The organism is Devosia sp. J2-20, assembly GCF_055808475.1.
Genome location: NZ_CM147870.1, coordinates 818,074 through 831,977, shown reverse-complemented (window position 1 = coordinate 831,977; position 13,904 = coordinate 818,074). Strand labels below are relative to the sequence as shown.

General features: G+C 60.3%; 13 protein-coding genes and 1 pseudogene. 5 read left to right on the top strand and 9 right to left on the bottom strand.

All coding sequences use genetic code 11. The annotated features are described in order from the left end of the window. Window positions 1–51: 51 nt before the first annotated feature. From AC0L37_RS04045 to dnaG, 4 genes and pseudogenes are all read right to left on the bottom strand, one after another. Window positions 52–342 (bottom strand): HlyU family transcriptional regulator, encoded by a 291-nt coding sequence (locus AC0L37_RS04045; protein WP_212657158.1) that lies wholly within the window; start codon window positions 340–342, stop codon window positions 52–54. Between the two features lie 25 nt (window positions 343–367). Then, the gene (locus tag AC0L37_RS04040; RefSeq protein WP_282221936.1) at window positions 368–676 is read right to left on the bottom strand and encodes a DUF2442 domain-containing protein; all 309 of its coding nucleotides are present in this window, start codon (window positions 674–676) and stop codon (window positions 368–370) included. Window positions 677–780: 104 nt separating this feature from the next. Further along, window positions 781–2,847 (bottom strand): RNA polymerase sigma factor RpoD, encoded by a 2,067-nt coding sequence (gene rpoD / locus AC0L37_RS04035; protein ID WP_212657156.1) that lies wholly within the window; start codon window positions 2,845–2,847, stop codon window positions 781–783. Between the two features lie 181 nt (window positions 2,848–3,028). Further along, a pseudogene (gene dnaG / locus AC0L37_RS04030) lies at window positions 3,029–4,963 on the bottom strand (DNA primase). A gap of 70 nt (window positions 4,964–5,033) precedes the next feature. Between dnaG and AC0L37_RS04025 the strand changes: the two are divergent. After that, a complete protein-coding gene (locus AC0L37_RS04025) occupies window positions 5,034–5,429 on the top strand; it encodes a hypothetical protein (RefSeq protein ID WP_282221937.1) in 396 nt (131 codons plus the stop codon). On the opposite strand, the gene AC0L37_RS04020 is transcribed toward AC0L37_RS04025, so the two are convergent. After that, window positions 5,430–6,395, bottom strand: a complete 966-nt coding sequence (locus AC0L37_RS04020; RefSeq protein ID WP_282221938.1) for a cellulase family glycosylhydrolase — start codon at window positions 6,393–6,395, stop codon at window positions 5,430–5,432. Window positions 6,396–6,488: 93 nt separating this feature from the next. Continuing rightward, window positions 6,489–7,052 (bottom strand): HdeD family acid-resistance protein, encoded by a 564-nt coding sequence (locus tag AC0L37_RS04015; protein WP_282221939.1) that lies wholly within the window; start codon window positions 7,050–7,052, stop codon window positions 6,489–6,491. A gap of 183 nt (window positions 7,053–7,235) precedes the next feature. Here AC0L37_RS04015 and AC0L37_RS04010 point away from each other — a divergent pair, with 183 nt between their 5' ends. The 3 genes from AC0L37_RS04010 (at window position 7,236) to AC0L37_RS04000 (ending at window position 9,675) form a co-directional block, all read left to right on the top strand. Beyond that, entirely contained in the window at window positions 7,236–8,414 is a 1,179-nt protein-coding gene (locus AC0L37_RS04010; protein WP_282221940.1) for an MFS transporter, read from the top strand. Between the two features lie 116 nt (window positions 8,415–8,530). Next, on the top strand, window positions 8,531–9,115 hold the full coding sequence (locus tag AC0L37_RS04005; RefSeq protein ID WP_282221941.1) for a hypothetical protein: 585 nt from the start codon (window positions 8,531–8,533) through the stop codon (window positions 9,113–9,115). Further along, window positions 9,103–9,675: a GGDEF domain-containing protein gene (locus tag AC0L37_RS04000; protein WP_282221942.1), complete on the top strand. Its 573-nt coding sequence runs from the start codon at window positions 9,103–9,105 to the stop codon at window positions 9,673–9,675. The genes AC0L37_RS04005 and AC0L37_RS04000 overlap by 13 nt, the downstream gene beginning before the upstream one ends. Here AC0L37_RS04000 and AC0L37_RS03995 read toward each other — a convergent pair whose 3' ends face one another. Beyond that, on the bottom strand, window positions 9,676–10,128 hold the full coding sequence (locus AC0L37_RS03995) for a GatB/YqeY domain-containing protein (RefSeq protein ID WP_282221943.1): 453 nt from the start codon (window positions 10,126–10,128) through the stop codon (window positions 9,676–9,678). A gap of 193 nt (window positions 10,129–10,321) precedes the next feature. On the opposite strand from AC0L37_RS03995, the gene carA reads away from it, so the two are divergent. Further along, window positions 10,322–11,527, top strand: coding sequence for a glutamine-hydrolyzing carbamoyl-phosphate synthase small subunit (carA, locus tag AC0L37_RS03990; RefSeq protein WP_212657148.1), 1,206 nt, complete (start codon window positions 10,322–10,324; stop codon window positions 11,525–11,527). Window positions 11,528–11,566: 39 nt separating this feature from the next. Here carA and AC0L37_RS03985 read toward each other — a convergent pair whose 3' ends face one another. Further along, window positions 11,567–13,021 carry a glycosyltransferase family 32 protein gene (locus AC0L37_RS03985; RefSeq protein WP_282221944.1) on the bottom strand — a complete coding sequence of 485 codons (1,455 nt, stop codon included), beginning with the start codon at window positions 13,019–13,021 and terminating at the stop codon, window positions 11,567–11,569. A 73-nt stretch (window positions 13,022–13,094) separates the two neighbouring features. Then, entirely contained in the window at window positions 13,095–13,895 is an 801-nt protein-coding gene (locus AC0L37_RS03980) for a neutral zinc metallopeptidase (RefSeq protein WP_473314364.1), read from the bottom strand. Between the last annotated feature and the right edge of the window lie 9 nt (window positions 13,896–13,904).

Sequence of the window (13,904 nt, the reverse complement as noted above, 5' to 3'; positions counted from 1 at the left end):
TTGCGGTCCGCTGGACTGGGCATCTGCGCCAAAATTTCTGCGGTGGTCGGCTTAATTAAAGATCTGCTCGCCCTGCTCGTCGATGATCTGTTTGCCCTTGGACAGCGCCAGAGCAACAAGATCATCACGCGAGGTCATGCGATCGGCACGGACAAAACGATACGTCTTGAGTTCGCCATCGATCTCTTTCTCGATGGTCCCGGCCAGCTGCAATTCACTGCCGGCCTTCATTTCAATGGCCTTGATCAGAAAGCCCTTATGGCCTTCTTCGCCCAGCACCTTGTCGCCGGCAGGCTCGGCACTGGATGCACCACCGCCAAACAGATTTTTCCAGAACGACATGGTTTCGTCTCCTCTTGCAGCCAGATCAGCGCCTGTGGCGCACCGGCAGCGGCAATCGCAAGTCGCCGCGTTTTTCCATTTCCTCGCGCAGCCAGTCTGGCGAGATATCGAAGTGGTTCGGCCAGGTTGGCACGCCATTGGCCAGTTCAACCGAACCGAAAAAGCGTCGGTCACGCAAGGGCTCAGTGCCTTCACCGCGTTCCCCGATCATCGGCGCCGCATCAAACGTCCCCGATGAGCCATCGGTAAAGCTTACCACTAGTTTGAACGGGACGATGGCCCTGATCGCACTGACTTTGAGGCGTTTGGCTGGTTCAGTACTGCCTTGCTGCATCAGCGCAAACTCTTCCCGGTTAGATTCGCGCAACCTATCCGACCATACCGCCAGCGGCAATTCGCACACCACAAGACAAGGGCCGCTTTCGCGGCCCTTACAGATTAGTTGTCCAGGAAGCTGCGAAGCTTGCGGCTCCTGCTGGGGTGCTTGAGCTTGCGCAATGCCTTGGCCTCAATCTGACGAATGCGCTCGCGGGTCACCGAGAACTGCTGGCCGACTTCTTCGAGCGTATGGTCAGTGTTCATGCCGATGCCGAAGCGCATGCGCAGCACGCGCTCTTCGCGTGGTGTCAGCGAGGCCAGCACACGGGTCGTGGTTTCACGCAGATTGCTCTGGATCGCCGCGTCGATGGGCTGGGTTGCATTCACGTCCTGAATGAAATCGCCCAGGTTCGAATCTTCCTCGTCGCCGATCGGCGTTTCGAGCGAGATTGGCTCCTTGGCAATCTTGAGCACCTTGCGAACCTTGTCCAAAGGCATCTGCAGCTTTTCGCTGAGCTCCTCAGGAGTCGGCTCGCGACCGATTTCATGCAGCATCTGACGCGATGTCCGCACGATCTTGTTGATCGTCTCGATCATGTGCACAGGAATACGAATAGTGCGCGCCTGATCGGCGATCGAACGGGTGATTGCCTGGCGGATCCACCAGGTCGCATAGGTCGAGAACTTGTAGCCACGACGATATTCGAACTTATCGACGGCCTTCATCAGGCCGATATTGCCTTCCTGAATCAGATCCAGGAACTGCAGACCGCGGTTCGTGTATTTCTTGGCAATCGAGATCACCAGACGAAGGTTGGCTTCCACCATTTCCTTCTTGGCGATTGCAGCTTCGCGCTCGCCCTTCTGAACCTTGTGCACAATGCGGCGATACTCGCCGATGTTCAGACCGGCTTCAGTCGCCAGCGTCGCCACATCACCACGGATTTCGCGGATGGTGTCGACTTCGCGCTTGGCAAACTCGCCCCAGCCCTTGCCATCGAAATCAGCAAGATTGGCTTCCCAGGCCGGGTTCACTTCCTGGCCATAATAGCTCTCGAGGAATTTCTCGCGCTTGACGCCATAGCTCTCAGCCAGGCGCAGCAGACGACCCTCAAGCTTCACCAGACGCTTGTTGATGTCGTAAAGCTGCTCGACCAGATTTTCGATACGGCCATTGTTGAGCGCCAGCGACTTCACATCGGCAATCACTTCGGCACGGAAACCGTCGATCTTCTTGCGATCAGCATCGCTGACGACAGCACCCAGATCCTGCGCATTGCGGTCCTGGATTTCGCGCATCTTGCCATAGGCGGTAGCGATCCGATCAAACGTCTCAACGACCTGTGGCTTGAGCTCGGCTTCCATCGCCGACAGCGACAGCGCGTTTTCGAACTCATCGTCATCATCATCGGGTGCTGGATCTTCGGGAGCCTTGGGCTCTTCCGGCACATACTCGCCATTCTCGTTGGTCGAGCGGCGCGGTGTTGCGGCCTTGATCTTCTCGGCCGTCGCTTCAGCCGACTTCGGCGCAATCAGGGTTGCCATGTCCGGCACAGGCGCGGCCTGCTTGGCGTCCGGACCAGCATAGGTAGCTTCAAGATCAATAATGTCGCGCAGCAGAATTTCGCCTTCGGCGAGCTGGTCGCGCCAGATAATGATGGCCTGGAAGGTCAGCGGGCTTTCACAAAGCCCTTCGATCATGGTCTCGCGACCAGCCTCGATGCGCTTGGCGATGGCAATTTCGCCCTCGCGGCTGAGCAGTTCGACCGAGCCCATTTCGCGCAGATACATGCGCACCGGATCGTCGGTGCGATCTGAACCGGACTTGGCGTTCGATGTGCTCGCGACAGCCGTCCCGGTGGCGGGAGCAACTTCCTGGCCCTGATCTTCTTCGTCTTTTTCGACTTCGGTCTCTTCAACCTCGTCTTCATCGACGACATTGATGCCCATGTCCGAGAACATCGACATGAAATCTTCGATCTGCTCGGAGCTGACCTCGTCTGAAGGCATCACTGCATTCAGCTCTTCATAGGTCACATAGCCGCGCTTCTTGGCGACTTTGATGAGCTTTTTGACCGCGGCATCGGAAAGATCGAGAAGCGGGCTATCGTTTGTCGTCGCCTCGGGGGCGCCGGATTCCGGCTTCTCATTGTCTTTGGTCGTTTTGGTAGCTGCCTTGGTGGCCATCTGGTACTCCGTCGGAACCCGTCAGCGCTCGGGTCCGAATAAGGCTTTAAGTGGTGACACCTCAAAGCAAGGTAAAGGTCAGTCACTCAGGCGTTACGCCTTTTGTGACCTGGTCCGCCTCGAAACTTCGCACAAATCATATGCGAAATCGCGCGTACGCGCCCGCTTTTAGAGAAAATCTCTAAAAACTGCGTGTCGCGCGCCCCGATAACGAACCAAATCCTTCGATCAATGCCTCTGTGCCATCGACAGTGGTAATCTGGTTCTTGATGTCTCGCAGCCTTTCAAAGGTTTCTTCGCTCGGGTCTTCGCCCAGCGCTGCTTCGGCTGCTTTAAGCTCTCTATTTAGCTGAACTTTCTTGTTATGCAAGGCCAAGGCATGACTCAATCCGGTCTGGGCATCTGCCAGAGCGATCTCTGAAGCAATCTGCCAGACCCCCTGTCGCGCCAGCACATCCGCCATACGGGCGATCGCGGGACCGTGTCCCCGCACCCCCAGCGCCGCCCGCAGATCATCGGCCGAGATATCATGGTGGCGCACCACAAGACTGAGAATCTCGCTCATCACCTTTTGGGCAGCCGGCGTCTCGAAGTCCAGATTGGCCAGCGGCTCAAAACTGTCTTCCACCAGTGCGGGGTGATTGACCAGGCTGAGGATGATCGCAGCCTCGCGGGGGTCGCATCCGCTACCGAGCCTGGTTTGAGCAGGCGCGAATTGCGCAGCGTATCGGACACCACCAGCTTGGGCGTCCCCCGGCCCGGATAGCCATAGGCACCGCTTTGACCATAGCGCTGCTGGCCATTGCGCGGTTCGAACCGGTTCTGACGCACCGGTGCCAGAAACGCCCGCAGCTTCTCGTCAAACGCCTGCGAATAGTGAAACCGCACCGACAGAATCCTGGATCAAATTGGCGCGCTCCCGCAGTCGCGCCTGCAAAGCAGCCCGCGCCTCGGGCGTTTCGGGCACCAACCCGCCAGTTTCCATGCTCCAGATCACATCGGACAGGCTGCGCGCCCGGTCCAGCACATCGGCAAAGGCCCCACGCCCCTGCGACTTGATCAGATCATCGGGGTCCTGCCCCTCGGGCAGCGTCGCGATCCGCACTGTAAAGCCCGGCTTGAGGTGTGGGATCACCATATCCGCGGAACGCTCGGCGGCCTTCTGCCCCGCTTTGTCACCGTCAAAGCACAGCACGGGGTCCGGGCTCATCCGCCACAGCAATTGCAGATGCTCTTCAGTCAGCGCGGTACCCAGCGGCGCCACAGTGCCTTCAAAGCCCGCCGCCACCGCCGCGATCACATCGAGATAGCCTTCGACCACCACCACCGTGCCGCCATCGCGTGCTGCCTGCCGCGCGGTCTGGCCGTTATAGAGCGTCTGCCGCTTGTGAAACAGTTCGGTCTCGGGCGAGTTGAGATACTTGGCCGGCACATCGGCCGACAGTGCCCGCCCGCCAAAGGCGATCACCTTGCCGCGGAAATCGGTGATCGGGAACATCACCCGGTTGCGGAACCGATCATAGGGCATCGGGTCATTCTCACGCACCGCCACCAGCCCGGTGTCGATCATGTCCTGCGCCGACACGCCATTGGCTGCCAGATGCTCCTTGAGCCCGTTGCGACTATCAGGCGCAAAACCGATCCGAAACCGCGACTGACTCTGAGCCGACACGCCACGCTCCAAAAGATAGCCGCGTGCCCGCGCCCCGATATTGTGGCTCAGCGCGGCCTCGAAATACTTGGTCGCCAGCTCCATCACATCGGTCAGCGACTTGCGCTCGGCGGCCCGCTTTTCCTGGCGCTCATCGCGCGCTGGCATCGGCACACCGGCCATCTCGGCCAGTCGTTCGACGGCCTCGGGAAAGCTCAGACCGGCCTTTTCGGTCAGGAACCGGAAATGGTCGCCCGACACCCCACAGCCAAAGCAGTGATAGATTCCGCGCCGATCATCAGCATGGAAGCTGGGGCTTTTTTCGCCATGAAACGGGCAGCAGGCCCACATGTCGCCCTTGCCCGGCTGGCTTTTGCGCTTGTCCCACATGACGTGTTCGCCGACCACCTGCGTTATCGGCAGGCGTTGACGGATCTCATCCAGAAACTGATCGGAAAAGCGCATGAGGTGTTAGATAAGCATTCCCAGGGTCCGAGTCACGGGCCATGATCTTATCCACAGCATGGACGTTTTAGTGGCCATCACCAACAAGTTTCGATTTCTCAATCTGGTGCTGTTCACCACCCTGCCTGCGTTGCTGGTGGGTGCCCTGCTCTGGCTGACCGCCGGGTTTCTGCCCTCGTGCAGCACCATTGAAACCCTTCGACTGACGGCGCCAGACGGCGCTTTTGATCTGGTGGTCTTCTCGCGCACCTGCGGTCCCGATACCGGCCCCAACACCCAGGCAGCCCTGATCCCGGCGGGCGACAGCCTCCCCGAAGATGCGGCGAGCTTTGTCTCCATTGGCGCCGATGCCGATCTGGCGCCGCGCTGGGACGGTTTTGGCAATATTGAACTGAGCGTGCCCGGTACCGCAAAAATTTATCGGCAGGACGACAACGTCGCCGGCATCGCCGTCGTCTATCGCTGATCAGTCTGGCTGGCCGCGCCCGGTGATCTGCCGCAGCAATGCGGTTTCCTCGGCACGGTAGGGCTTGCCATCCGTGTGGAATACATCGTGGAACCACGGGTCAGGCGGCGCATCCAGATAGGACCGGGTCCAGCTATCCCATGGATAGAGCGTCTGCGACCGTCCGGCTACGAGTCCCCAGCAATAGCTGGCGATTCGCTCCCGTTTGGCGATCGGCAGGATGCCCTCAAACGTGCTGCCCGGCGTGCGCGCCATGAACTCGGTCAGGAACAGGGGGCGGTCCCTGGGCAACTCCCGCAGCTTGGCCTCAAAACGCTCCGGCACCTGATAATCGTGAAAACTCACGACGTCGGAATTCTCGATCTGGATGCGCGCATGAGGATCGTCATAGAGCGTTCGACCGGTCCAGACACCCGAGGTCAGCGGCTGACTCGGCCCGGCATTGCGCGCCCAGTCAAAAACCTGCGGCAGCAATTGGCTGATGAGCTCTACTTTATTGTCCAGTTCATCAAAGCGCCCGCCATTGAGATTGCTGGGCTCGTTCCATACGTCCCACACCAGCACCCGCTCATCATTGGCAAACGTGCCGACCACACCCTCAACATAGTCCTGAAGTCGACCATACTGGCTTGGGTCGGCCAGAGCACGTCCTGGCCCTTGTACCCATTGCGAATTGTGCACCGCCGGCACCGGCTCTGGTTGCGCCCCCAGCCTCACGTCAGGGTTCCAGACCGAGTCGAACAGTACCAGCATGGTGCTGATGCCCAGGCTGTCCGCGATATCGAGGTAGTGCCTGATCCGATCGGTGAACCCTCCCTGATCGCTATGCCACAGCAGGTCATGCAGGAACACACGCATCGTGTTCATACCAATACCCGCTGCCCATTCGAGCTCGCGCTTGATCACTGCGGGGCTGAAAGTTTCCGCCTGCCACATCTCGAGGGGATTGGACGCTGTCGAGGGCACAAAATTGGCGCCCACCAGCCATGGCAGTTGGTCATACCATGCGTTCGCCCGCGCCGCGGTCCACCGGCCAGGAGCCGACCCGTTCGCCATGGATCAACCAGCCTTGCTGCGCTGATACAGCCGCCAGGCCCAGCCAAACAGGCCAAACGAGAACATGATCAACAGCACACCGCCAAAGATCACCCCAATCGAGGCACTGAGCAGCGGAAAAAACAGAAACACCAGCCCCAGCAGCACATAGGAAATGCCCGACAACACCACCGGCCAGATCCGCGCATAATGTTCTCGTTCGCGCGTGATCACCAGGATCTGCATGATCCCCACCACCAGCGCGGCAATACCCACCAGCGTTGCCATGAAAGTGACGGTGAAGATCGTCGCCAGCAGCGGGCTGATCAGGATCAAGATGCCCAGAACCAGCGAGAGCGCGTTCGACACCACGTCAAACCAGTAATTACCGCTCTTGCCACCACCGAATGTCAGGCTCCACAATCCCAGCACGCCATCAATCAACAGCAGGATGCCGCCAGCCAGCACCAGAATGGTCAGTGCTTCCGTCGGCCATATCACCCCGTAAAGCCCTGCCAGCAGCATGAAAATACCCCGCAGGGCAGTCGCCAGCGCAAAGCGCCTTCTCGTGTCAGCCGATACCGTCATATATGCCTCCAAAGCCGCAAAGCTGTTTGTCCCGCGCTCAACTGTAGCCGAGCCAGCGCCATTTCCAAGCATTGATCGTTGTAGCTTTTCTATAGGCGCACGAGCAATTTGTTGATTGCCGCATGTGCCGGCCTGTGGTTTGAGATGGCTTCAACCGAGGCCCGCCTTTGGCGGTCATGCGCCATGTTCTTGCCCCTGATTGCCCTGTTTCTGGCCGCCTTCGCCTTTGGCACGGCTGAATTTGTTATTGCGGGCGTTTTGCCCGAAGTGGCCACCGGGCTTGGCGTCACTATTCCCGTCGCAGGATATTTGATCACTGGCTACGCCATCGGCATCGCAATCGGTGGTCCCTTGCTGGCCGTGGCGACCAAGAAGATCGCCCGCAAAACACTGATTCTGGTGCTCGGCATCGTGTTCACCCTGGGCCAGATCTTGTGTGCCCTGGCCCCAAGCTTTGAATTGTTGATGGCCGCGCGCGTCATCGTCTCATTCGCCCATGGCACCTATTTCGGCATCGCTGCCATTGTTGCGGTCAGCCTTGTTCCCAAGGACAAACGCGGCTTTGCCGTCGCCCTGATCCTCTCAGGCCTGACCGTCTCCAACATTCTGGGCGTGCCGGGTGGCACGGCCATCGGCAATGCCCTGGGCTGGCGCGCAACGTTCTGGGCCGTAGGTGCCTTGGGGCTGGTGGCCACGCTCATCACTGCCGTCGCCCTGCCCCGCACTGCGGGTGCCTCGGCCACCACGGGCAGCTTTCGTCGCGAATTCAAGGCGCTCTGGCGCCAGCAGATCGTCACCTCGCTGATCATCGTCATTCTGGTGATGATCGGCCAGTACAGCCTGTTCACCTATATCGCCCCGCTGCTGCGTGAAGTCACAGGGCTGGACGTCAACACCGTGCCCTGGATCCTGCTATTGTATGGGGTGGGCTCGACAATCGGCGTGTTTATCGGTGGTCGGCTTGCCGACTGGAAGCTCATGCCCTCGCTCATAACCATTTTGGCCCTGCAGGTCGCGGCTTTCACTGCCCTGCATCTTGTCAGCCCCTATCCGCTAGCCATGGCCGTCACAGTGGTACTCTGGGGTGGCGTCAACTTTGCCTTTGGATCGCCGGTGCAGTCCCGTATTCTGGCGTGGGCAGGCGATGCACCAAATCTGGCATCCTCGCTCATTCCCACCGGCTTCAATATCGGTATCGCCATTGGTGCTGTCCTGGGCGCAGCGGCTCTGGAGAACGGCTATGGCTACCGGACCCTGCCCTTGCTCGGGGCTGGCGCTCTCGTCTTGGCGACACTGGTGGCCATTACGTCACATTGGCTCGAGCTGCGCTCCACCGTCCGGGCACCTCAACCTGCTGAGTGAATTCGTGCCAACTTACGGTCAATGCTAACGATTTAGTCATTTGCCCGTGTCTCTTTCGCTCCAATCACGCATTACGTGATGACTGGCGAGGCCTATGGCCACTAGAGGGACGCGCAGTGATAGACAACGCCACTTTGCTTATTGCCATTGCTTTCTCCAGCGCGGCCCTGATGATCGCCTTGCTGATCAGCTGGCTCAATGCGCGTGAGGACAACTATCTGATGAGCTGGGCCGCCGGCATGGCCTTTGTGGTGGTGGCCCTGGCCGTGCTGGGACTGCGCGATGGTCGTTATGACACTGCCATCCAGATCGGCGCGTTCTCGCCGCTGCTCAGCGGCATGGCACTGATCCATCTGGGGTCGTTTCAGTTCGCCACGGCCAGTCAGCGCCGAACGCCAACCCTGCTGCTTTGGCTGGCTGCCATGTTCAGCACCAATCTCACCTTTGTGCTCGGCTGGTCCGGCCCGGCAACAGCTCTTCTGAACATTTGGTGCGCCGTCTTCATCGCCCTTTCGGGGCGCTATTTTTGGCAGGCCAGACGCGAATCCCCGCTTCAGATGATCGTGTCGGTCGTGCTCTTCGGCTTGACCAGCCTGTCGTTCTTGGCTTGCGCCATCGCGCTGGTTGTCGAAGGCAATCTCGTGCTGTCAGCCCCCCGAACAACTGGGCAGAGCGTTTCAATTCCATCATGGCAATTATAGGCCTGACCGGTCTGGGCGCCCTTGGTCTCACACTGAACCAGTCACGCGTCACCCGGCGACACCGCGACGAGGCGCAGACCGATGCCATGACGGGTCTGCTCAACCGGCGCGCCCTGTTTGATCGCTTTAGTCTCGGAGAGCTGCCTGAACAGACTGCGGTGCTGATGTTCGACATCGACCATTTTAAGCAGATCAATGATCAGCAGGGACATGGTGCCGGTGATGCCGTTATCCAGCATTTCGGCAACATCATGCAGCGCGGCGTTCGCAAGAACGACGTGATTGCAAGGATCGGCGGCGAGGAGTTCTGCGCCGTCCTGCCCAAGATGAGTATCGAGGAAGCACGCGCCATCGCCGAGCGCATTCGCGAAGATTTCGATCAGCACCCGGCGCGGCTGCTGGCCGAGAGTTTCCCCGCCACCGTCAGCGCCGGGGTCGCCATTGCCATGGCGGGCGAAACCTTCTCGGTCGTACTCAACCGCGCCGATACCGCCCTCTACAAAGCCAAACGCCAGGGCCGAAACCGCGTCGCCGGCAGCCCTGCGCGCAGCGTCGCCTGATCAGCCGGCCAGAGCCGCCCGTACCTTGCCGCTGGCCTTGCCGAAGTCGATCCGTCCAGGATAGTCAGCCTTGAGCTGACCGATGACCTTGCCCATGTCCTTTGGGCCCTCAGCACCGGTCGCGGCAATCGCTGCCACGATGGCAGCATCGACCTCTGCCTCGCTCAGTCCCTTGGGCAGAAACTCGTTGAGAATATCGATCTCTTCTTTTTCTACCGTCGCCAGATCAGCCCGGCCCGCCTGGGCGTAAATGGCGAAACTCTCTTCGCGCTGCTTCACCATTTTCTGAGCGATCGTCAGAATCTCTTCATTGGTGGCGGGGCCGCGATTCTCCTGCCGGATTGCGATATCCTTGTCCTTGATGGCAGACGTAATGGCCCGAAGCGTCGCGGTGCGGCGCTGATCGCGGGCTTTGAGCGCCGTCTTGAGACCTTCGCTGAACTCTTCGCGCATGGGGCCTGATCCTCTTGTTGTGACTGTTTCTGCTCCCATATAGGCACATTCAAACCGCGCCGCCACTTGCGCCACCGCGATCAGGCTTCTAATAGGAGGCCTCAATCGACATCGTCGGACGCGTGGTCAGGAAAGTCGGAAGCTTTTCCGGTTTGGCTGCGCGAGCACCTGAAAACAATTTTGGAGGCCCACCGTGACCGGCTGGCAGCAATCCCCCGCGACCGCAGTTCTGATCCTCGCAGACGGTACGCGCCTGGAAGGCCGCGGAATCGGGGCCATCGGCCACGCCGCTGGCGAAGTCTGCTTCAATACCGCCATGACCGGCTATCAGGAAGTGCTGACCGATCCGTCCTATGCCGGACAGATCATCACCTTCACTTTCCCTCATATCGGCAATGTCGGCTCCAATGACGAAGACATCGAGACGGTCAACATGGCCGCGCTGTCCGGCGTCCGCGGCGTTGTGCTCAAGGCCGATATTACCAACCCGTCCAACTATCGTGCCGCTGAGAAGCTCGATGCCTGGCTCAAGAAGCGCAACATTATCGGCATCACCGGCATCGACACCCGCGAGTTGACTGCCCGCATCCGCGAGCATGGCATGCCAAATGGCGTCATCGCCCATGCCGGCGACGGCCAGTTTGACGAGCCGTCCATTGCAGCCGAACTCAAGGCCTTTCCCGGTCTTGAAGGTCTCGATCTGGCCAAGGAAGTCACCACGGCCCAGACCTATCACTGGGACCAGACCAGCTGGGTGTGGGACAAGGGCTACGGCACGCTCGATGAACCTGAGTTCCACGTCGTCGCTATCGACTTCGGCGCCAAGCGCAACATCCTGCGCTGCCTGGCCGATCAGGGCGCCAAGGTAACCGTTGTCCCCGCGACTGCGACCGCTGAAGAAGTCATGGCGCACAATCCAGATGGGATTTTCCTGTCCAACGGCCCCGGCGATCCAGCCGCGACCGGCAAATATGCCGTGCCCACCATTCAGACGCTGATGGAAACCGGCAAGCCGGTCTTTGGTATCTGCCTGGGGCATCAGCTGCTGGGTCTGGCGCTGGGCGCCACCACATCAAAGATGCATCAGGGCCACCACGGCGCCAATCATCCGGTCAAGGACCTGACCACCGGCAAGGTGGAAATCACCTCGATGAACCATGGCTTTGCTGTGGACAAGGCCAGTCTGCCCAAGGGCATTAGCGAGACGCACATCTCGCTGTTCGACCAGTCCAATGCGGGCCTGAGCGTTGATGGCAAGCCGATCTTTTCGGTGCAGTATCACCCCGAGGCTAGCCCCGGCCCGCGTGACAGCCACTATCTGTTCACGCGCTTCCTCAATCACGTCCGCGCCCAGAAGGGTCTCGAGCCAAAGCCCGAGCACGCTGCGCCAGCGGCCTGATGGATCAATTCGAAAGGGCGCCGCGAGGCGCCTTTTCTTTTAGCGCTGCCGCACCACTTCGAGCTGCGGCAACCCCGCTACCTCAAACCCGAGGTCGCGCGCCCTGATGCCCAGCGCTTCCGCGCCCAGATGAAGCTTGTACGGCGTCTCGGCAAAGCCCACGCCCGCTTCCAGAGCATCGCGGCGCAGCAGCACAAAGCTCTCCCCCACCCCATCCAGCGGCAGCATGGTGAATACCTTCTGCTCATTGAGATAAGCGCGATGCTCCGGATCACGCCGCAGCGCTCCCTCAGCGCCACCATCCTTGTAGAGCACCTTGAAGCTGCCTCCATGGCGGTAGCGGAATAGCTGCGGATCGGCATTCTGCCCTTGGCCATCCACGCAACTCGCCGCTACCACAGGCTGCCGCGCGGCCAGCATGCGCAGCAGCGCGTCGGTCGGCACATCACGAACACCGCCGTCCACCAACAGCACAAATTCGGCCTCATCCGGTCGCGCCGCCAGCATAGCATTGAGCCCGCCGGCTTGTGCCTCCGTGAAATACCGCACCGACAACTTGTCTCGCGGATACTCCAGCGCCGCAATTGCCCGCTCCAGTTCGGGCGCCGGCGGCAGCTCTCCCAGCCGAACCGCAATATGTATGTGAGGCCGCTCAGCTATCGGGACGAGCGACTGCTCAAAATAGGGTTCAATCGGATCAGGTATGACCGTGGCCGCCAGGGCACGGTGCTGCTGCTTCCGCAGCCACCATTTGATGGTCGTGGGTACCTGCAACACCTCAACCAGACGGTTGGCCCGCATATGCCACGGCACCCAGGTGGTCATCCACTTGTGCGACACCAGTCGCCCTGCTTCTGCGCCAATTACCGTACCCAGTTCGCCAACCATCTCGCGGACCAGCGCATCAGTCCGCGTCCGTTTGCCATCCGACAGCAGCGGCGACCACACCTCAGGCAACAGAAACACAGGGCGCTGCGAACGCTCCAGCCGCAGCAGCATCGCCGTTACCATTGAGGGCCCGGTGGCATAGAAAGTCTCCAGCCCCACCAGCTTGGGCAGTTCGGCAATGATTGTGCGCCACAGCGGGTGGTCGGCCACCGAGCCCATAAAGGCATTGGTGAACAGCAGCGGCACCCCTTGATGGGTGCGATCAGGAAAGATGTGTTCCAGCGGCTCGATCCCGACAAACGCCTCATGCTCAAGCAGGGGCGTTACTGCCTCAAACGGCTCGACATCGAGATCGGCATAGATCCCGCCCAGTTTTCCCAGCACCAGATAGCGAAACGCATCCGCCCGCTGGATCATTTTTGGATAGCTGTCATAGGTGGCCAGAAGCGCGGGATAGCTCTCCGCCACGAAGGCGCGCATGCTGTCATCAGTCCACAGCCGGATGTCCCAACCCGGATGCAACGCCTGCCATTTGGCATAATAGTCTGCCATTTCGCGGGGCAGCTCGGAGGTCTTCCAGGTGAAGTGCAGGAGACGCGGGATCATGAAGACTCTGCTCGAACAGGAGGGATGACCGCAGCGCTATCGCTCGTCACGCCGCTCGTGTCCACCCGTTCGCTCAGTCTGGCAGCCCGATCTTTTCCAGCCGACAGGTGCCGATGGCGGGAATGGCATAGCCAGCGTCAAACCACGCCTTGTTGAACGCTGCGGGTGCTGGCGCGAAATCGCGGGGCAACGCCATCTCAGCACGCGAAGGCACCCGGGTGACATCACCACCGCCAGCAAGCCCCGACGCGATCGCGTTGGCGGTTGCCGCATCGTCGAGCAGCATGTCGAGCCCAGCCCATTTGGTCGACGCTCCCGTATAGCAGGCGGCCTGTGCGCTCATGCGCTGTTCGAGCACCACACGCGCCTCTGCCGAAAGGCCAGGCGCGCTAACAGTCTCGAACAGATCCTGGGCGTTCTGAACGTGGTGACCATAGGCCAGCCCGATCAGATAGGTCTGCGCCAGATGTCCCTGCGCGGGATAAGCCGCGACCAGATCCGCATAGGCGGCCATATCGACGTAGATCGTGCTGTTCTGTGGGCAGTAGAACGTCCCGATGCTTGATCCCGACAAGCCGCAGCCCAGCTCGCGGCTGCTTTCAACCATGCTCAGCGACACCGGCGGGTAGAAGGCTGCTGCGCTGCGAAAGCCACGCTCCCAGAAACCATTGGTCTCGCGCGATACGGCATCCACCAGATCTTCCGGCGTTGCTTTGCCTGTCTCAAGGTCCGCAAGGGCGGTGAGGGGCGTATGGGGCAAGGGCTCGGCAACTTGTCCGGTCAGTACGGTGATCGGGTTGATCCCGAACACCATCACCACCACCACGCCGACGGCAAACACCCCCGAAAAGCCAAAGCGCCGCACATGCGGCATTACGCTATC